Source organism: Rhodococcus sp. 852002-51564_SCH6189132-a (assembly GCF_001665495.1).
GTDB classification, from domain to species: Bacteria; Actinomycetota; Actinomycetes; order Mycobacteriales; family Mycobacteriaceae; genus Rhodococcus; species Rhodococcus pyridinivorans.
Genome location: NZ_LZMJ01000061.1, coordinates 22,085 through 41,448 on the forward strand (window position 1 = coordinate 22,085; position 19,364 = coordinate 41,448).

A 19,364-nucleotide genomic window follows, 5' to 3' on the forward strand; every position below is an offset into this window, starting at 1 on the left:
ACAACCCCGATCGAGGTACATCATGACCGACGTAGTGATCTGCGAACCCCTGCGCACCCCGGTAGGTAGGTTCGGCGGCGTCCTGAAGGACATCGCCCCCGAGGATCTCGCGGCCACCGTCATCCGCGAACTCGTCGCCCGCACCGGTATCACCGGTTCCGACATCGACGACGTCTTCCTCGGCCAGGCCTCCCCCAACGGTGAGGCCCCCGCCCTCGGCCGCGTCGCCGCCCTCAACGCCGGCCTCGGGGTGAACGTTCCGGGCCTGCAGGTCGACCGTCGCTGCGGCTCGGGTCTGCAGGCGATCGTGCAGGCCGTCATGCAGGTGCAGACCGGCGCGAGCGACCTGATCCTCGCCGGCGGCGCCGAATCGATGAGCCAGGCCGAGTTCTACGCCACCGGCATGCGCTGGGGCGTCAAGGGCGAAGCCGTCGCTCTGTCCGATCGCCTGGCCCGTGCCCGCGTCACCGCCGGCGGACGCGACTTCCCCGTGCCCGGCGGCATGATCGAGACCGCCGAGAACCTGCGCGCCGAGTTCTCCATCAGCCGTGAGGACCAGGACGCCCTGGCCGTGCAGTCGCACCAGCGGGCCGTCGCCGCGCAGAAGAACGGCGTGTTCGCGCAGGAGATCGTGTCCGTGAGCGTGCCGCAGCGCAAGGGCGATCCGCTCGTCGTCGACACCGACGAGCACCCCCGCGCCGACACCTCGATGGAGACCCTCGCCAAGCTGCGCCCGATCCGCGGCAAGATCGATCCCGAGTCGACCGTCACCGCCGGCAACGCCAGCGGCCAGAACGACGGTGCCGCCCTCGCGATCGTCACCACCGCCGAGAAGGCCGCCGCGCTGGGTCTGCGTCCGCTCGCTCGCCTCGCCGGCTGGGCGGTGGCCGGTGTGCCGCCGCGCACCATGGGCATCGGCCCGGTGCCCGCCAGCGAGAAGGCGCTCGGCCGCCTCGGACTGACGCTCGCCGATATGGACGTCATCGAACTCAACGAGGCGTTCGCCGCCCAGGCCCTCGCGGTCACGCGCTCGTGGGGCATCGAGGCCGACGACTCGCGCCTGAATCCCAACGGCTCCGGCATCTCGCTCGGACATCCGGTGGGCGCGACCGGCGGACGCATCCTCGCCACCCTGCTGCGCGAACTCGATCGTCGTGAGGGTCGCTACGGACTCGAGACGATGTGCATCGGCGGCGGCCAGGGGCTCGCCGCTGTATTCGAGCGCATCGCCTGACGTGACCTACGGTGCTCGCGACGCGATCCCCGTCGCGTGCACCGTACAGTCCGTACGCTCGTGATCATGAGCGACGTTCAGATAACTCCCCCGACCGAAGCCCCTGCTCCGCCCACGACACGAGCCCGGACCCTCGCGCGTTATCTGCTGGCCGCCTCACTCGTCTTCGCCGGACTGAGCCATCTCTTCTGGGCCCGCAAGGACTTCCAGGCGCAGGTGCCCGACTGGGTGCCGATGGACAAGGACGGCGTGGTCATGGCGTCCGGCGGTGTCGAGATCATGCTCGGCGCCGGACTCGCCGTGGCGAACCGCGACCGCGTCCGTGTCGGCCGCCTGGCCGCACTGTTCTTCGCCGCCGTCTTCCCGGGCAACATCGCCCAGTATCTCGGCAAGCGCAGCGCCTTCGGTCTCGACACCGACCGTAAGCGCCTGATCCGCTTGTTCTTCCAGCCCGTGCTCGTCCTGTGGGCCCTGTGGTCCACCGGAACCCCCCGACGCTGACGCGGCCGGCGCCGGAGGGCGGACCTGGTGCCCGTTACTCCGGCGCGACCCGCACGAGCATCTTCCCGAAGTTCTTTCCTTCGAGCATGCCGATGAACGCCTCCGGGGCGTTCTCGAGTCCGTCGACGATGTCCTCGCGATACTGGAGCTTTCCGTCGCGGACCCATGCCGAGGCTTCACGCAGGAAGTCGCCGTACATCTCCTTCACGAACTCGCTCTGGATGAAGCCGCGGATCGTGAGGCTCTTGGTGAGGATCGAGTTGAACAGTCCCGGAAGGCGGTCCTTGCGGTTGAGGTCAGCACCGTTGTACTGCGCGACCAGACCGCACACCGGGATTCGCGCATAGGTGTTGAGCAGCGGCCACACCGCTTCCTGGACGGGGCCGCCGACGTTCTCGAAGTACACGTCGATACCGTCGGGCACCGCCTCCGCCAGCTTGTCGGCGAAGTTCGGGTCGCGGTGGTCGATCGCCGCGTCGAAACCGAACTCGTCGATCAGTGCGCGGCACTTCTCCGGGCCGCCGGCGATACCGACCGCGCGGGCGCCCTTCAGCTTCGCGATCTGCCCGACCGCCGATCCCACGGGCCCGGTGGCGGCAGCGACGACGACGGTCTCACCCTTCTTCGGCTGCCCGATCTTCAGGAGCCCGGAATAGGCTGTGAAGCCGGGCATTCCGAGGACTCCCACAGCGGTGGAGATCGGTGCGGCCTGCGGATCGAGCTTGCGAACGGTGGAGCCGTCGAGGACGGCGTGCGACTGCCAGCCGGCTCCGGCCAGCACGTAGTCGCCCGGCTCGAGGCCGTCGTACCGCGATTCGACGACCTGGCCCACCGTTCCGGCGACCATCACGTCCCCGAGTTCGACGTGCGCGGCATACGACTTCGCTGTGCTCATCCGACCGCGCATGTACGGGTCGAGGGACAGGTAGACGACGCGCAGGAGGATCTGGCCGTCGCCGACCTCGGGCAGATCCACCGTCTCGAGACGGAAGTTGTCGGCGGTGGGCGCCCCCTCCGGGCGCGATGCGAGAACGATGCGGGTGCTCTGACTCGTCGTGGCTTCACTCATGCCGACAGTGTGCCGCACGCGCTGGCGTCCTAAACGCCGCGCGGGAGCACCCCGGCAGGCACGATGCCGCGCCTGAGGTGGTCCCGATCAGGCGCTGTGCTGCACCTCGCCGCGCGGCACCTGGTAGTTCGAGAACAGCTGCGAGTGGATGACCTCGGTGAAGGACGGTCCGTCCTGCTCGACCCGGACAGGACGGCGAGTGGACGAAGCGGTGCGCGAAGCACCCATCTGTGACGTGGAGCGGATCGCCATGTCGATCTCCTCTCGGAAGGCGGGGAGAGGTGGCCACCGGCACCGTGCAGAAGGTGCAAATCGGGTGAGCGACCCCTTGGGAAATACATATACCCCGTCGATGCCCGATATGCACCTGTCGATTTCGGCGCGCCGCACACCGCCCCCGCCTGCAGCCCCAGGGGGTTACCCGTCGACCTCGTTGCCCTCGGAGGTCGGAAGCACCCGGATCGGCACACTCGTGGCCGAGTTCGATGCCCCCACCCAGCCGCTCAACGTCGCGGCCGGAACGCAGGCCCGCACGGCGATCGTGCGAGTACCTCCGGGCGGCAGGTGGAACCAGGAATCCTGCAGGTCACCGCCGGTGATGTCGAGATGCACGTACTGTGCCGCACCCTCGGTCCGCACCTCCACACTCCACCCGTCCGGGACGGGTCGAGCGGTCGCCGCGAGACCGATCCCGCGCTCGACGGGACGTGCCGGACCACCCACGAGATACACCGACTCCGCCAACACTGCGCCGGTGTGGTCGACCAGTCGGGCGGTCGCCGTGTCGAAAGTGCGCGGCCCGAATCGATACGCAAAATTGACATCGGTGAAACCGCCCGTCACCGCGGCCCACGAGAACACCCGGGTCTCGTGCGGTTCGAGACGCAGCGGCACCGACACGTCCACCGGTACCGCACCGGAGGGCGTATGGGCCTGCAACTGCAGCGTGACGTCGAGGATCTCGGCGGTGTCGTTGATCGCGTCCACGCGCAGGCCGTCGAGCCCGTCGTCGGTGAGGAGCACGGTGACGGGGGCGAACACCCGTGCCAGGACCCACCACGGCGCCTTCGGGTTCCCGTCGGCGTCGAGCACGCCCCACCCGGCACCCCGCTGCAGGTCGCGGGCGGACAGGATCAGGGCACCGCGACATCCTGATCCGGATCGTCGCCAGTACTGCAGTACCTCGGTGAACGCTTCGCAGATCGCTGCCCGTCCGAGCGCGAGATATCGCGTGGGATCCACCCACCGCACCTCGGCGGGGTCGACCCCGAAGATCGTGCGCACATAGTGGTCTCGCACGTCCTCGAAGTCCCACGACGCCCCGTTGTCGCGCGGCACAGCCGCCTTCCATCGTGGATGGTGACCCGCGACATTCACACTGCCGAACTCGGCCTCGATCGCCATGTCGGAAGGCGGAATCGAGAACGCGAGGCATTCGGCGGCGAAGCGCACGCCGGCGGCACGCACGTCGCCGAGGGGACGGCGGTAACCCCCGACACCGAAGTAGTGCGCCACACCCGAACCCACTGCGATCGGCAGTACGTCGCTGCGCGGGGGCGCGGATGGTGACGACGACACCCACACCGTGCCCGGTAGCTCACGGTCGACGATTGCGGGCAACCAGTCGTCGATCGCCGGGATGGATGCCTCCATCAGTCCGAGCATGGCAGGTTGCTGCTCGGTCTCGCTGCCCCCACACATCACCACGGGTGCCGGGTTCCCGCCCCATCGGCGCGCCAGCGCACGGATCTCGTCCTCGAGCAGCGAGCGGAAGTGCGGATCGTCGGGCGGGTCGGTGGTGGCGAGCATGACGTCCTGCCACACCATGATGCCCAGTTCCGCACACGCCGAGTAGAACTCGTCGTCCTCGTAGACCATCGTGCCGGGGATGCGGATCGTGTCCACGCCCGCCGACACGCAGCGTTCGAGGATGCGCCGGGTTGCGCTCGGGTCGTTCAGCGAGATCGGATCGGTCGGTGTCCACACCAGGCCGCGGCAGAAGACGTCGACGTCATTGATCCGTAAGCCGAACCCGTCGCCCGGTGAGCGTTCGACCGACCGGAATCCGATGTTCCCCAGCGTGATTCGTTGCCCATCCAGAATCAGATGTGCGGCGTACAGGTGGGGGGCGCCGTAGGTGTGCGGCCACCACCGTTCCACCTCGGGGAGCGTCACCTGCATGTGCACGCGTGCTGTCCCGTCCGGCCCGTATTCGGGTCGGACGTGCACCGTCGCCCCTCCCATCTCCACAGTCACCTCGGGGACGGCGGTGCCTGCCAGCACGAGATCGGCGTCGACGATCCCGTCGGATCCCCGCAGAGCTGTCCGTATCCCACGTTCCAGCACAACGGGCTCACCGGAATCGACGAGACGCACGGGACGCCACGGACCGACCGGCGCCGGAGCCCCCGCGTACACCGGGGCTCGCCCGAGCATGGTGGTGCGGAACCACCGCAATCCTTGGGCCGACACGAGCGACGAACGCCACCGTCCGCGTGGCCGACGCTTGCGGAGAGCAGCGTCGAGCGAGGCGCACCGGACCGCGATCCGCATCGTCGACGGCAGGTAGCCGAGGACGACGGTCAGCGGCACGAACATCGATTCCGACGTCGCGACGAGTGTGCCGTCGACCCACACGTCCGCGAGTGTCGCGAGCCCGTCGAAGGTCAGACGCCACGGTCCGTCGCCGGACACCTCGACGTCGGTGACGAACCACCAGTCGTCGCTGTCGGGAGACGACACCCTGGCCGCCGCGACTCCCTCGGATTCCCGGATCGCGCCTGCCGCCGTCCCGGGTATACGGACCGGCAGCCAAGGACCGTCCGCCGGAAAGTCACCGGGGTGCTCGACTGCCCCGGGAGCGACACGGAGACAACGCCATCGCGCATCGTGCAGGAGATCCATGTGCGTCGAATCCTGTCACCGCACCCCGGCGGCGCGGACGACGGTCGCCATGGCGTCCTCCCAGGCAGCGGCCATCGCTATCAGCTGGTCGCCGGGGTCGACATTGCGGCCGCGTGCCGCACGCGCCATCCGGAACTGCACGCTCTTCGCGCCCTCGGCGACCGCGCGGAATCCGTCGGCTGCGGCAGCCGCACCGGGATATCCGCGACCGTCCATGTAGACGCTGACGTCCGCGGCAAGTTCGGCGGTGGCACCGCACTGACGGAGCACCCCGAACGTCCACGGATGGAAGACGTCCATCCCTCCGGTGCGAATCGGGTCGATGTCGGCGAGCACCCGCTCGCCGAGCTCGCGCACCGGATTCGAGCCGGCGCGCATGCGCAGGTGCCGGAGCACCACGGTGTCGAAGGCGTCGCACTGCGGTTGTGCCGCGTCGAGGCGCACCTGTTCGAGATAGGGAGGCCAGGTGGGTACCGGCTCGTCGAGGCCGAAGACTCCGCGGAAGTCCTCACCGGTGAGAACGTGATAGCCGCTGTTGTGGAAGTACTCGAGCGTCCCGCTGTCGCGATCGATGAGATTGGGCACGATCGTCGTCTTCGAACGACTCTCCCGGTAACCGGTTCCCTCGGTGTCGGGCAACCAGAAGGCGTCCACCTCGATCGTCGACAGCAGTCCGGCGGCGGCATTGTCCTCGAGGTGATCCACGGGGCGGCGCCAGACGTTCATCTCCGCGATGTCGATCCCGTACAGCGCCAACAGATCCTCGGGGCGGAACTTGAGGAAGGTCCATTGGGCGCGGTCGAACCGGGCCGAGAACGCGCACGCGGCAGCGGGGACCGGATCGTGGCCGAGCGAATGCAGCACCTCGACCCACAGGTCGACATAACAGTTGGTCTCGGTCCAGATCCGGTCGGCAGCGTGCACGAAGTGCGGTGAGTACCCGTCGACGCGGACGTCGATGAGCCGATCGCTCACGGGAACATCCTGTCGCGTACCGCAGCGGGCCAGCGATCGACGTCGAGCCCGTGGGTCCGCAACAGCGCCAGGGCGATCCGCTCCATACCGAATCCTACACACGCGCTGTGCGCGACTTCGCCGTCGGCCGTGCGGATCTCGAAGGTCTCGCCGAAGTGCTCGCGGTGGCAGTTGCACGAGACCACCGCGGTGCCGTCGTCGAGGTCGCCGTAGAGCCGGACGGTCAGCTCCGTCTTGAGGTTCTCGGTGCGCTGGTTGACGGCCAGCATGCGCCCGGCCCGCCCGAAGAAGGGGTCGTTGGCGGGCACGGCGGTCGCGTCGAGGCCCAGCGAGTCGAGCACCTCGAGTCCTCGCTCCACCCAGGAATCACGATGCTGCGCAGCGTCGTTCTCGGTGCCGATACGCACGAACTCGTGCATCCGGAAGGCCTGCATGCGAGCGGGGTCGACGGCCGGCTCGTGCCGGAAGCAGTAGCCGAGGACGTCGAGCAGTTCACCGCCCTCACGCAGCGTACCGGTGTACCGCGAGTAGGCGGGATGGCATGCGGCGGAGACGAGCACGGTGTCGGCGGGTTCGAGCCACGGATCCCACGCCTCGCCCCGCGACCGCGCGGCGAGCAGCTCGGCGTGCTCGGCGTTGCTGCCCGCGAAGGTGTTCACCGCTCCGGTCAGGTGGGGGAAGGAGGCGATGTAGTCGGTGCGCTCGAAGCTCGTCCGCGGGAAGACCGGAGGGAAGCGCAGACGCGTCGCGGCCCGGCCCGGACCCGCCGCGACGACCACCCGGTCGATGCCGTCGACGATGTCCTCGAAGACACCCGACCGTCCGTAGAGGCCCGGAACACCGGTCTCCACGAGCAGTTTGGCCTCGAGCAACTGCTGCTGGAAGTCGAGGCGGGCGCGCTCGAGCTCGGACAGCTCGTCGGTTGCGGTGTTGGTAATGGCTGTACTTGTCACAGCGTCCCCCGGTAGGCGATCGACAACTGGGCCGAGTTGTTCATGATGCGGTCGTTGTTGACCATCACGGCGGCACCGTGTGCGTCGCGCAGGTGGCGGCCGAGCGAGTACTGCGAATCCTCGCGGTATCCGGCGATCCCGCAGATGAGCATCGCGCGGTTCACCAGATCCACGACGAGCGTGGACGCGGTGACCTTGAGGTTGTTCATGGCGAGCGAGAACCCCATGCCCGACATCGATTCCTCCTGCGCCGACGCCGCGGCGTCGAACCGGGCGGCGGACGCGGCGACGAGATCGGAGAACTGCTGGTGCACGGCGGCCGCTTCGGCGAGTCGCAGCGCACCGGGCGGGGTGACCCCCGGGCTGCGGCGGGCCGCCGAACGCACGAACGAGCGGGCCTTCTCCAGCGCCGCGTCGGCGATTCCGAGCCACACCGCCGACCACACACTGTGTGAGACGGGAAGCATAGTGCGCGAGGAGATCTCGGCGTAGGCCGTGCCGACCACGAGATCGGCGGACGTCGTGGCGGTGAGGACGAATCCGGGGCTGCACGTGCCGCGCAGCCCGAGGGTGTCCCAGCTGCCGGTGGGTTCGAGGGTCACGTCGTCGCGTCGGCACACGACGAGGACCTGGTCGCTGGGCGGGCTGTCGGCGGTGCGACGCGCGGTCACCAGGATCGCGTCGGCGTACTCGCCGTACGAGATGACCGGCGCGTTCTTCGTCAGCGTGACGGTGTCGCCGTCGCGGGCCACGGCGCAGACGCTGCTGCGCACGTCGCCACCGGTGCCGAGTTCGGTGGTCGCCGAAGCGATCAGGTAATCGTTCGCCACCGCTTCGGCGACGAAGGTGGCCAGACCGGGAGTGGAGTGATGCACCAGCGACAGGATCTGCGTCTGGTGCATCGCGAAGATCATCGCGGTGGAGGCGCAGTACCGGCCGAGGATTCGGGCGACGGCGCACAGCTCACCGAGGGATGCTCCCTCCCCACCCTGATCGACGGGGACGGCGCAGTTCAGCAGCTTGTGGGTGCGCAGCGCGTCGACTGCCTCGTGCGGGAACCGTCCCTCACGATCCACCGCGGCGGCCGCGGGGCCGGCGCTCTCGCGTCCGACGAGTTCGGCACGGGCGAGCAGCGACAGCCCGGCCTTCTCCGCGACGGTGAGGGGCGCGGACGTCGACGTCACGCGACGCCCAGTTCCGTCAACGCCGACCTGATGGCGCCGACGCTCGCGAAGGTGCTCTTGCGCAGCAGTTCGTCGGGGAATTCCACGTCGAAGGCGTCTTCGAGGGCGAGCATCACGTTCACGCTGGCGTGCGATGTCAGGCCGAGCTCGTAGAGGTCGGCGGCGGGGTCGAGCGCCGTGCTGTCGACCGACAGCTTCGCGTGCTCACCGAGGACCTTGCGGATCACCTGCTCCGTCATGGGTGTTCTCCAGTTTCTGCTTCGTCGACGCGGGTCGCCACGACCGTCGCGATGGCGTATTCGGACTCGTGGGAGATCGAGACCTGTATGTCGGTCACCTGTTCATCTCGCGCCAGGGCGGCCGCGTTACCGGCCAGTACGACAGCGCATCCGCCCCAGTCCGCGCGGCGGATTTCGATGGCCTGCCAGGGAACCGCGTGCTCGCGCGGACGCAGGACCTTCATGACGGCTTCTTTCGCGGCGAAGCGCGCCGCGAGGCGTTGGGCGCGCCCCGGTCCGGTGCATACGTCCAGCTCGTGCGGGGTGAACACACGCTGCAGGTAGCGGTCGCCGAACCGGTCGATGCTCGACGCGATGTCTCGGACGGTGACGACATCGCAGCCGACACGTGTCGTCGCGACGCGGGGGCCGCTGCCATCGTTCATGGTCACTCCTCGGGATGCGCTGCACACGGTAGCCGCAGGTCGGCCGATGTACACCAGCCGAACGTCTCTGGCTTGCAGGACATCCCGGAAATCACCCCGACTTTCACCCGCCGGGCGCGTCGGTTCACGCGGTGAACCGGGGCTCGCCACCGCAACACGCGGCGTCGATCCCGGTTCGGCGCGTCAATGACGAAAGGCCCCGACCGGGTGGTCGGAGCCTTTCGGGGATCTGAAGTTATGCGGACGTCCGCACGGGTTCCTTGTCGCTCTCCGGCTCGTCCTTCGCTGCCGGCTCCTCCTTCTCCGCAGCGGGCACCGGGACGGCGTCCTGCGCATAGTAGAAGTGGGGGCGGCGGTGTCCGAGGAAGGAACCGCACCACGACATGACGGCGATGTAGCGGTTGCGGAAGCCAACCAGGTAGACGAGGTGGACGGCGAGCCACAGCACCCACGCGATGAAGCCGGTGAGCTCGATCTTCCCGACCCGCGTGATGGCGCGGAACCGGTTGATGATCGCCATGCTTCCCTTGTCCTTGTACTGGAACGGGGTGCCCATCGCGACCTTGCCGGTGATCATCTTCGCGACGTGGCGGCCACCCTGCATGGCGAACGGCGACTGCGCCGGCAGGTTGTCGAGGGTGACCATGTCGCCGATGGCGAAGATGTTGTCGCTGCGGCCGACGGTGAAGTCGGGGTCGACGAGCAGGCGTCCGCCGCGGACCGTCTCGCAGCCGGTGCGCTCGGCGAGTACGTCGGCGAAGTCGTTGGCCTGGATGCCTGCCGACCAGATGATGGTCTCCGCGGTGAGGCGGCGGGTCTCCTCGGTCGTGGGCGTGGTGAGCGTGGCACCGTGCTCGTCGATGTCGGTGACCATCGTGCCGAGGACGACGTCGACACCGCTCTTCTCGAGCGACTCCTTGGAGTACTCGCTGAGCTTGCCACCGAACGGGGGCAGAACCTTGTCTGCGCCCTCGACGAGCGTGACGGTGACGTCGTCGGCGCGGATGTTGCCGATGTTCTCGGCGAAGTAGCGCTGCGCGAGCTCCTTGATCTGTCCCGCGAGCTCGACGCCCGTCGGGCCGGCGCCTACGACGATGAAGCTGAGCAGGTTCTTCCGACGCTCGGCATCGGTGGTGACGTGTGCTTCCTCGAAGCAGCGCACGATCTGGCGACGCAGCTTCTCGGCGTCCTCGACGGTCTTCAGCGCGTACGTCAGGTCGGCGAACTCGTCGCGTCCGAAGTACGCCTGGCGGGCGCCGGTCGCGGCGACGAGGTACTTGTAGCCGAGACGCAGGCGCTGACCGCCGGCCTCGTAGACAACCGTGTTCTCCTCGGGGAGCACATCGACGACGCGGCCCAGGCGGACGTCGGCGTTGGGGTATTCGGCCAGGATCGCGCGCACGGACGGGGCGATCTCGCCGGGCGAAAGGACGCCGGTGGCGACCTGGTAGAGCAAAGGCTGGAAAAGATGCTCGGTGGTCTCCGAGATCAGAACGAAGGGCGTGCCGGCCTTGGCGAGCTTCTTGGCGGTGGCCAATGCTCCGAAGCCGGAACCCACGATGACGACGTCCGTCCGATCGACCAGGGTCGCTGTGTCCGCATCGTCCATGCTGTCGTAAACCTCCACGTACTTGTCATCTCCGTTGATGTATGACTACCAAGGTAGGGACGAAGTACCCTCACTATCCACTAACCTGGGATATTCGAAAAACTGTTATCTGTTTCGCTCATAAATGCGGACGGCACGTTCCCGGGAGGAGCCATGGATTTCCGTCAGTTGCGCTACTTCTTCGCCGTCGGCGAGGAGGGCAGCTTCTCCCGTGCTGCCCAGCGCTGCTTCATCTCGCAGTCGGCGATCAGCCATCAGATCGCGAAGCTCGAGCACGAACTGGGCACCACCCTGTTCGACCGCACCACCCGTTCGGTCAAGCTCACCTCGGCCGGCCGACGCCTGATGCCGATCGCCGCCGAGGTGCTCAGCCTCGAGGCGAAGGCCCTGGAAGTGGGCCACGAACCGCGGGAGAGCATCCGCATCACGGCGAACATGAGCTTCGCGGCGCAGAGCCTCGACGCCATCTCCAGCGTCCGCGAACGTCACCCCAAGATCGACGTGGAGTTCGTCATCAAGGACTTCACCGACCGCGTCAACGCCGTCGCGTCCGGGGATGCCGATCTCGCGCTCATCCGCGGCGACGTCGACCGCCCGGGGCTCGAGGCGATCCGTCTCGGCATCGAAGAGCTCGTCATCGTCACGTCGAGCGAGCACCCGCTGTCGGCGTTCTCCACCGTCGATCTCGGCGACCTCGCCCACTACCCGCTGCTGCTGCCGCCGCGCGGCAGCCAGGTGCTGTTGCACCGCGTGGTCGAGGACGCCTTCGTCGAGGTCGGTCGTCGCGTGCGCCTCGGACCTCCGATCGCGAGCGACCACACCGCGACTCTCGAGGTGCTCACCAACCCGAGGGCGTGGACCGTGCTCTACGCCGGCACCGCGGCCGACACACCCCGCAAGGGGCTGAAGTTCATGCGCGAGATCCACCACCGGCTGCAGGTTCCGGTGTGCGGGGTGGTGCGGAGCAACGCGACGCCCAATCCCGAACTCGAGTTCCTCATGCGGGCGCTCGCCCATTCGATCGTGCCGCCGACGGACAGCACGCCGTGATCCGATCGCACACGTCGGAGCGCGAAACGGTGTGGGCGGCGTCGCGCACCGGGGCGTAGTCCAGCGGGGTGGACATCCATTCGCGGAAGGCCCGGATGCCCTCCCCGGTGATCGAGTACCGGGTCTTGGTGCTGTTGGGACCCCAGCGCACCTGTTCGCCCTCGACGAGACCCTCGTGCTCCATCCGGCGTCGGTTCTGCCATCGGCATCGGCCGAGCAGGCGCCATCCTCGCACCGACCGCGGCCGGTGTGCTCCTCGATGCGGGAGGACGCCCGAACAGCTCTACTTCGGAGTGGCCGGCGTAGTCGTGCTCGCCGCGGTGGCACTGTTCGCGCTGCGCCCGGCGCGCTCGGCGGACGCCTCGTCCGAGCCGGCGCCTGCCGTCTCCACGGAGTCGCGGAGCTGACCGACGCCCGGGAATCGGAGCGCGAAGTGGTCATCAGAGCGCGTAATTCCGCGCTCCGATGACCACTTCGCGCGTCGATCCGGTGGCCCCTGCGGCGAACAACTCCGCGGCACCCGGACTCTCATGGCTTCGGCCCCTTCCGGGTGCATTCCTTCGGGGCGAGCCCCAGCGCCAGATGCGGCCAGTGGGCGATGTCGCGTCGCATCTGCCGGTCGTGGGTGGCCACGGCGACCGCGGCGTCGGTCGCCCCCAGGGCGTCGGTCAGTTCGTCGACCAACGTGATCGACAGGTGGTTGGTGGGCTCGTCGAGCAGCAGCACGTGCGGTCGCGCGGCGAGAACCATCGCCAGGTCGAGGCGTCGTTGCTGGCCCATCGACAGGTCTCGGACCCGCTTGCCGAGGTCACGTTCGGTGAACAGTCCGAGTTCGTCGAGATCGACGGCTCCCTGGTCGGGGACGAGGCCGGCGACGATCAGTTCGCCGACGTGCGCGTCGTAGACCTGCTGCACCCGCGCCGCCGACGGTGCCGGCGACTCCTGGGCGAGCCGGCCGATCCGTACGACGGGATCACTCTCGCGGGTTCCCGCCGTCGGTTCGACCTCGCCGGCCAGGACCGCGAGCAGCGTCGACTTGCCGGCGCCGTTGGGTCCGGTGATGACGAGCCGCGAACCGGCGAGGACGGCCAGATCGACCGGACGGTCGAGTCGGCCGCGCACCATGACGTCCTCGACGCGCACCAAGGGTGTGTCCGGGTCGATCCCGTCGGCCTCCGCGCCGAGCGCAGGCATGGAGAACTGCAGCGGCGGTACCGGTACCGCCACGGCATGGTCGTCCAGCGCTTCCTGACGGCGGTGCACCGACTGCACGAGCGCCGGCGCGCGGGTGGCACGCTGGTGCTTGCCGGTGCCCTTCTCCGGCCGCCAGCCGGTGACGAGCCGATCCTGCGCGGACTCGAGGTCCGATTCCAGCCGGGCCCGCTCGGCCTGCTCACGGGCGTATTCGCTCACCCAACGGGCATATTCGGCCTCGCGTCCCGTCCGGAAGCCGGCGTATCCCCCGCCGTACAGGCGGGGACGACCGTCGCGGCTCGGGTTCAGGTCGAGGATCGACGTGGCGACATCGGTCAACAGGGCGCGGTCGTGGCTGACGAGGACCACGCCGCTGCGGGTCTGCTGCAGGCGTTCGGTGAGATAGTCGAGCCCCGATGCGTCGAGATGGTTGGTCGGCTCGTCGAGCAACAGGAAATCGTGTTCGGCGCCGAGCAGTGCGGCCAGGCGCACGCGGTAGCGCTGCCCGACCGACATCTCCGCCAGCGGTCGCGAGCGGTCGGTGACGGCGCCGAGCGCTTCGAGGGCGGTGTCGACGCGACGGTCGGCGTCCCACGCGTCGAGTTGCTCGGCGATCTCGAGGGCGTCGGCGTACGCGTCGGCGGCGCCCGGACGTTCGTCGGCGAGTGCTGCGGTGCTCTCGTCGAGCGCCCGCAGCGCGGCGCGGACGTGCGCCAGCTCGATGTCGACGAGATCGCCGACGGTGCGCCCCTCGGCGACGGTCATCTCCTGCTCGGCGATACCGAACGAGCCGAACCGACGCACCGTCCCCGAGTCCGGTTCGAGGCGGCCGGCGAGGACGTGCAGCAGCGTGGACTTGCCGCGCCCGTTCTCCCCGACGACGCCCAGCCGGGAGCCCGGCGTGACCGCGAGGTCGACGCCGCGCAGGACGGGATGACCGTCGCGGGCGAGGTGGACGTCGACGGCGCCGAGTTGGGCGCGAGAGCGCCGGGGCATGGTGATGCTGATGGTCATGTGGTTTCCTCCGTGCGGAGGCGCACTCGTCCCCGGATCACGGGTGGGAGGATGCGCTCGCTGACGAACGGCCGGACGCTCGGCCGTATTCGGGTACGGCTCGAACCGCGACCTCGGAGGACGTCCCGAGCCGCGGAGGGGGTGTCGTCAGTGGAAGTAGAGCGCCTGGATCATGATCTCCAGGGTACCGAGCGCCCGAGCACCGTCAATCGGATTTCGGTCCTCGGCCACGGCGCACGTCCGCCTCGGCGGCGAACCGTTCCTCGTATGCCGCAGCAAGTTCCTCGAGGGTCGCGGCGCAATCACCCTCGTAGGCCGGGGCGTGCATGGGTGCGAGAGTGCTCGGGTGCAGGTCCGCGAGTGCGCGGATGGTGGGTCCGAGTTCGGGGGTCAGGCACGTCGCGCGACCCAGGTCCTCCGCCTGCAGAGCGGGGCCGACGATCTCGCTCGTCGTCCGTGCCGGATATCTACCGAACGCCGTGAACAGATCACCGCACAACAGGGTGGATGTCGTTTCCTCGAACATCAGACCTGCATCCCATCCGTGTGGAACGTGCGGGGTGTCGATGTGCCGCACCCGACGGCGCCCGGTGGCCAGGACGTCCCCGTCCTGCAGGGGATGCGGTGGACGATCCGCAAGATCGGCGACCTGGACGAAACAACCCATCGCACCGTGGGCGACCTCCGCCGCCGGCGCCACTTCGAGCCAGGAGTTCATCGATCCGCACTCGTCGGCCTCGACGTGCCCGAAGGTGATCCACCGCAACCGATCCAGCGGTATCAACCGTGCTATCGCCTCCGACACCGACGGGAACAACGCCCGATATCCGGTATGGAACAGCAGAGGCTCGTCACCGTCCACGAGGAACTGGTTCATCGTCAGGTTCGCCGCGTCGAGAAATGTGGACACGCGGTAGACATCCGGAGCGATCTCGGTGATCTCGGTTTCCATCACAGGTCTCCTTGGTCGCACCCCCTTCTTTCGAGCGTGCCTCTGTCTCCGGCCGGACACAAGCCTCCGAGCCGGTACTCGTGCGAAGATGCGAGGAACATCTGTCGACGAGGCCGCAGGAGGCGCTCATGGAGCACACCGAATCGTCGTTCACCGGCGTCGGCGCGATCCCGATCGTGTACGACGTGTGGTTGCCGGAGGCCCCTACCGGCGTGCTGATCCTCAGCCACGGGCTGGGTGAGCACGCACGTCGCTACGACCACGTCGTCGCGCGGCTCACCGATCTCGGCCTCGTCGTGTACGCCCCCGACCACCGCGGTCACGGACGGTCGGGCGGCAAGCGTGTGGGCGCCCGGGAGATGCGCGAGTTCACCGACGACCTGGACAGCCTGATCGATCTGGCGACCCATGCGCATCCCGGCCTGCCGGTCTTCATGCTCGGTCACTCGATGGGCGGTGCGATCGCTCTGGCCTACGCGCTCGACCATCAAGACCGGCTCGACGCGCTCGTGTTGTCGGGGCCGGCGGTGATCGTCACGTCGGGCACACCGAAGCCGGTCGTGGAGATCGGCAAGCTGATCGGGCGTTTCCTGCCGGGTGTGCCGGTGCAGCAGTTCGACAGCAAAGCGGTCTCGCGCGATCCCGCGGTGGTCGCGGCGTACGACGCCGATCCGCTCGTGCACCACGGTCTCGTGCCCGCCGGACTCGCGCGGGTGCTGGTGCTCAACGAGCAGAGCCTCGAGCGGCGCCTCCCGAACCTGAGGCTGCCGTTGCTCGTCATGCACGGAACCGCCGACGCGCTCGCCGATCCCGCCGGGTCGCAGCTCATCGCCGACCGTGCGGGTTCGAAGGACTTGACGCTGAAGTTGTACGACGGGCTGTACCACGAGGTGTTCAACGAGCCGGAGAAGGACCGCGTGCTCGACGACCTGACGGCCTGGTTGAAGACACGACTCGACAACTGAGGCTCGACAACCGGAAGGAGAGGGCGTGTCGTCACGCATGCCGGTCGCGTTCGTCGGCCACGGCAGTCCGCTCAACGCGCTCGAATCGAATCGGTACACGCAGGCCTGGGCGGCGTTCGGGCGATCCGTGCCGACGCCCCGCGCGATCCTGGCGATCTCCGCCCACTGGTTCATCAACGCCACCGCGGTGACCGCGATGCGGTCGCCGCGCACGATCCACGACTTCTTCGGGTTCCCGCAGGAGTTGTTCGACGTCGAGTATCCGGCGCCCGGTGCTCCGGAACTGGCGGAGGAGATCGCCGACCTCGTCCACCCGACGTGGGTGGGTGCCGACGTCGACTCGTGGGGTATCGACCACGGCACCTGGTCGGTGCTCACCCACGCCTTCCCGGAGGCGGATGTCCCGGTGGTGCAGCTCAGCCTCAACGCCTACAAGCCGCTCGACTATCACGTCGAACTCGGAGCCCGTCTCGCCGGACTCCGCGATCGCGGGGTGTTGATCGTCGCGAGCGGCAACGTCGTCCACAACCTCGGCACGATGGATCCGCGACGCCCGGGCGCGGGGTTCGACTGGGCGCACCGATTCGACGAGGATGCCTTCGCCGTTCTGCGCGACCGTCCCGGTGACGCCGCGGCGCTGGGTGAGCACCCCGATTACCGCCACGCGGTGCCGACCCCCGATCATTTCCTGCCGTTGCTGTACGTCGCGGGTCTGGCCGCCGAGTCCGGGGAGCAACCGGAGACCCTCGTCGACGGTGTCGAATACGGATCGCTGTCGATGACGTCCTACGCCGTCGGCGGGAACTGTCCGCCGCGCGACGGGGACGGCCACGGCGCCGGACTGCCCGAGAGCCCGGAGCCGCCCGACACCAACCTGTGAGCGTTCAGGCGGCGTCGTCCACTGCGACGATCGCGCGTCGCGCGAACCGGGTGCTGAGCCCGATCAGTTCCATGGCTTCGGGGATCGCGCGGGCCAGGACCGGCCACGCGTGGATCTGCCCGCGCCACAGATGTGTCTCCACGGTGCGTCCCGCCGACGCGAGTCGTTCGGTCATGATCTCCACGTCCGGCCTGGTCAGCTCGTATTCGGCGGCGCACATGAACATGGGAGGGAACAGCGCCGGATCGGCGTCGACAGGGTTCGTCTCGCCCTCGATCGCCTCTTCCCCGGCGAACCAGCGCGGACTGATCTTCCCGAGTGCCTTGATGGGCAGGTAGGCGTCCCTCGCCATGTACTTCGGGTCGTGCTTGTCTAGGTCGAGGTTGAGCAGCGGCGAGTACCCGATCACCGCGGCCGGTCGCTGGATGCCGCGACGCGCGGCGAGTTCGGCGACCTTCGCCGCGAGATAACCGCCGGCCGAGTCGCCGCCGACGACGATGCGCGTGGGATCGTCGGCCACCTCGAGCAGAGCGGTGTACGCGTTCATCGCGTCCTGCACCGAACCTGCGATCGGCACCGCGGGCACCTGCCGGTAGTCCATCGAGTACACCGGGGCACCGGAATCGAGCGCGAGCTGCACGCACAGCTGACGGTGGGTGGACGGGCCGCAGAAGATGAAGCCGCCGCCGTGGAAGTAGAGGATGGTGGCGTCGTCGAGCGGATCGTCGACCGGCTTCGGGGAGATGATCCGCTCACCGGGCACTCCGCCGAGTTCGGTCTGCGTGACGTGCACGGCGCGCGGCGTGGGCGTGATCCTGTCGACCACCCACGACAGCCGGCCGAGCACGGCGATGCCGAAGTCGTTGCTCGGCCAGAGACTCAGAATCGGCTTGAAGAGGATCCGGACCACCCACAGGAGGATCAGCGCGACCCTACTGCTGCGGTCGTGCCAGGTCACCGCATCGGTACGCATGTGCACACACTATGTGACCGATACGTCTCGGGCATCGAGAGTTCCGACACCCGGCGGCCCCGGACCTCGAACGCGTCACCCGATCCGCAGCAGCGGCACGAGCAGTTCCTCGTCGGTCAACGCCCCGTGCTGCCCGGGAAGGTTCGACATGACCTGCTCGCCGTCGCTGCGGATCACCGTCGATTCGCCGCGTCCGACGGCCACGATGTCGCCGATCCGTTTGGCCAGCGCCGGATCGGGATCGGATCCGAACAGGCACGCCGCGAACGCGTCGTCGCGGGTGCCGACCCACGCGTGGTCGCCGAGTTCGTTGCGCCAGCGTTCGAGGACCCGGTCGACGTGGTAGGTGTAGATGTGGCGGCACCGCGGTTCCCCGGCGATGACGGTGACGTCCTCACCGAGACCCGGGGTGTGGTCGAAGTCGATGCGGCGACCCCGCGAGGCGTCGACCATGCCGTGATCGGCGGTGACGAGCAGGCGGGTGCCGGTCGGCAGCGCGTCGGCGAGTTGCTCGACGAAACGATCGACCACCGTGAGTTGCGCGAGCCACGCCGCGGACTCCGGTCCGTAGACGTGTCCGAGGGTGTCGACCTCGCCGATGTAGCAGTAGACGAGGCTGCGGTCGCCGGCGCTCACCGCGGCGACGACCTGGGCGAGCAGATCGCCGTAGGCGGAGACCCCGACGAAGTTGCCGCCGCGCAGCACGGCCCGGGTGAGGCCGCTGCCCTCGAAGGCATTCGGCACGACGGTGGTGACGGTCAGGCCCGCCTCGCGGCCGCGTTCGAACACCGTCGGGTGGGGCTGCACGGTCTCGGGTACAAGATCGTCGCGCTGGTCGATCGCGGTTCCGGCGAGGGTCCAGCGGAGCCAGTTGACCGGGGCCTCGATCTCGTCGACGTACGACTGGTAACCGGTGATGCCGTGGAGGCCGGACGGCAGCCCCGTCCCGAGGGAAGCGAGGCTGACGGCGGTGGTCGTCGGGAAGCCGGCACGCATCGGTCTCCCCGGCACCTGCGTCAGGTACGGAGCGGCTTTCGCGTTGCGCTGCAGCAGCTCCCATCCCATCCCGTCGACGAGTAGGACGACGGTGTGATCGACGGGAGTGAGATCGAGTCGGTTGGTCTCACCGGCGACCCCCGCGGACGAGAGCACCGAAGGCATCAGGTCGGCGAGGGTCGGCTCGGCGTAGACGTCGCGCAGTGGCAGGCTCATAACCCGAGTATGAGCCACTCGCCTGCGCCGA

Annotated in this window: 18 protein-coding genes; 5 read left to right on the forward strand and 13 right to left on the reverse strand. The window is 68.6% G+C overall.

What is annotated here, in order from left to right; genetic code table 11:
• Positions 1 to 22: 22 nt before the first annotated feature.
• Positions 23 to 1,234, forward strand: a complete 1,212-nt coding sequence (locus tag A5767_RS14480) for an acetyl-CoA C-acetyltransferase (RefSeq protein WP_064852564.1) — start codon at positions 23 to 25, stop codon at positions 1,232 to 1,234.
• Positions 1,235 to 1,300: 66 nt separating this feature from the next.
• A complete protein-coding gene (locus tag A5767_RS14485) occupies positions 1,301 to 1,735 on the forward strand; it encodes a DoxX family protein (RefSeq protein ID WP_197483249.1) in 435 nt (144 codons plus the stop codon).
• Positions 1,736 to 1,769: 34 nt separating this feature from the next.
• On the opposite strand, the gene A5767_RS14490 is transcribed toward A5767_RS14485, so the two are convergent.
• From A5767_RS14490 to A5767_RS14525, 9 genes are all read right to left on the reverse strand, one after another.
• Positions 1,770 to 2,804, reverse strand: coding sequence for an NADP-dependent oxidoreductase (locus A5767_RS14490; RefSeq protein ID WP_024102335.1), 1,035 nt, complete (start codon positions 2,802 to 2,804; stop codon positions 1,770 to 1,772).
• A gap of 87 nt (positions 2,805 to 2,891) precedes the next feature.
• Positions 2,892 to 3,056 (reverse strand): hypothetical protein, encoded by a 165-nt coding sequence (locus A5767_RS23390; RefSeq protein WP_169823814.1) that lies wholly within the window; start codon positions 3,054 to 3,056, stop codon positions 2,892 to 2,894.
• Positions 3,057 to 3,221: 165 nt separating this feature from the next.
• On the reverse strand, positions 3,222 to 5,708 hold the full coding sequence (locus A5767_RS14495; protein ID WP_064852566.1) for a glycosyl hydrolase 2 galactose-binding domain-containing protein: 2,487 nt from the start codon (positions 5,706 to 5,708) through the stop codon (positions 3,222 to 3,224).
• 15 nt (positions 5,709 to 5,723) lie between these two features.
• A complete protein-coding gene (locus A5767_RS14500; RefSeq protein WP_006553181.1) occupies positions 5,724 to 6,683 on the reverse strand; it encodes a DUF1839 family protein in 960 nt (319 codons plus the stop codon).
• Complete coding sequence (locus tag A5767_RS14505; protein ID WP_064852567.1) at positions 6,680 to 7,636, reverse strand: amino acid--[acyl-carrier-protein] ligase; 957 nt, start codon at positions 7,634 to 7,636, stop codon at positions 6,680 to 6,682. The genes A5767_RS14500 and A5767_RS14505 overlap by 4 nt, the downstream gene beginning before the upstream one ends.
• Positions 7,633 to 8,820: an acyl-CoA dehydrogenase family protein gene (locus tag A5767_RS14510; protein WP_064852568.1), complete on the reverse strand. Its 1,188-nt coding sequence runs from the start codon at positions 8,818 to 8,820 to the stop codon at positions 7,633 to 7,635. Before A5767_RS14510 ends, A5767_RS14505 begins: the two co-directional genes overlap by 4 nt.
• Entirely contained in the window at positions 8,817 to 9,059 is a 243-nt protein-coding gene (locus A5767_RS14515; protein WP_024102340.1) for an acyl carrier protein, read from the reverse strand. The genes A5767_RS14510 and A5767_RS14515 overlap by 4 nt, the downstream gene beginning before the upstream one ends.
• Entirely contained in the window at positions 9,056 to 9,484 is a 429-nt protein-coding gene (acpS, locus tag A5767_RS14520) for a holo-ACP synthase (RefSeq protein WP_033097557.1), read from the reverse strand. Before acpS ends, A5767_RS14515 begins: the two co-directional genes overlap by 4 nt.
• Before the next feature lie 235 nt (positions 9,485 to 9,719).
• Positions 9,720 to 11,093 (reverse strand): NAD(P)/FAD-dependent oxidoreductase, encoded by a 1,374-nt coding sequence (locus tag A5767_RS14525; RefSeq protein WP_006553176.1) that lies wholly within the window; start codon positions 11,091 to 11,093, stop codon positions 9,720 to 9,722.
• A 153-nt stretch (positions 11,094 to 11,246) separates the two neighbouring features.
• Here A5767_RS14525 and A5767_RS14530 point away from each other — a divergent pair, with 153 nt between their 5' ends.
• A complete protein-coding gene (locus A5767_RS14530; RefSeq protein WP_006553175.1) occupies positions 11,247 to 12,143 on the forward strand; it encodes a LysR family transcriptional regulator in 897 nt (298 codons plus the stop codon).
• Positions 12,144 to 12,671: 528 nt separating this feature from the next.
• On the opposite strand, the gene A5767_RS14540 is transcribed toward A5767_RS14530, so the two are convergent.
• Positions 12,672 to 14,351, reverse strand: coding sequence for an ABC-F family ATP-binding cassette domain-containing protein (locus A5767_RS14540; protein ID WP_064852569.1), 1,680 nt, complete (start codon positions 14,349 to 14,351; stop codon positions 12,672 to 12,674).
• A gap of 205 nt (positions 14,352 to 14,556) precedes the next feature.
• Complete coding sequence (locus tag A5767_RS14545) at positions 14,557 to 15,303, reverse strand: hypothetical protein (RefSeq protein WP_064852570.1); 747 nt, start codon at positions 15,301 to 15,303, stop codon at positions 14,557 to 14,559.
• Between the two features lie 128 nt (positions 15,304 to 15,431).
• Between A5767_RS14545 and A5767_RS14550 the strand changes: the two genes are divergently transcribed.
• Together A5767_RS14550 and ygiD are read left to right on the forward strand one after the other, a co-directional pair.
• Positions 15,432 to 16,268 carry an alpha/beta hydrolase gene (locus A5767_RS14550; RefSeq protein WP_064852571.1) on the forward strand — a complete coding sequence of 279 codons (837 nt, stop codon included), beginning with the start codon at positions 15,432 to 15,434 and terminating at the stop codon, positions 16,266 to 16,268.
• A gap of 37 nt (positions 16,269 to 16,305) precedes the next feature.
• Positions 16,306 to 17,148 carry a 4,5-DOPA dioxygenase extradiol gene (gene ygiD, locus A5767_RS14555; RefSeq protein WP_019288822.1) on the forward strand — a complete coding sequence of 281 codons (843 nt, stop codon included), beginning with the start codon at positions 16,306 to 16,308 and terminating at the stop codon, positions 17,146 to 17,148.
• Between the two features lie 4 nt (positions 17,149 to 17,152).
• Here ygiD and A5767_RS14560 read toward each other — a convergent pair whose 3' ends face one another.
• Positions 17,153 to 18,121 (reverse strand): alpha/beta hydrolase, encoded by a 969-nt coding sequence (locus A5767_RS14560; RefSeq protein WP_006553169.1) that lies wholly within the window; start codon positions 18,119 to 18,121, stop codon positions 17,153 to 17,155.
• Positions 18,122 to 18,196: 75 nt separating this feature from the next.
• Positions 18,197 to 19,333 (reverse strand): alkaline phosphatase family protein, encoded by a 1,137-nt coding sequence (locus A5767_RS14565; RefSeq protein WP_064852572.1) that lies wholly within the window; start codon positions 19,331 to 19,333, stop codon positions 18,197 to 18,199.
• Between the last annotated feature and the right edge of the window lie 31 nt (positions 19,334 to 19,364).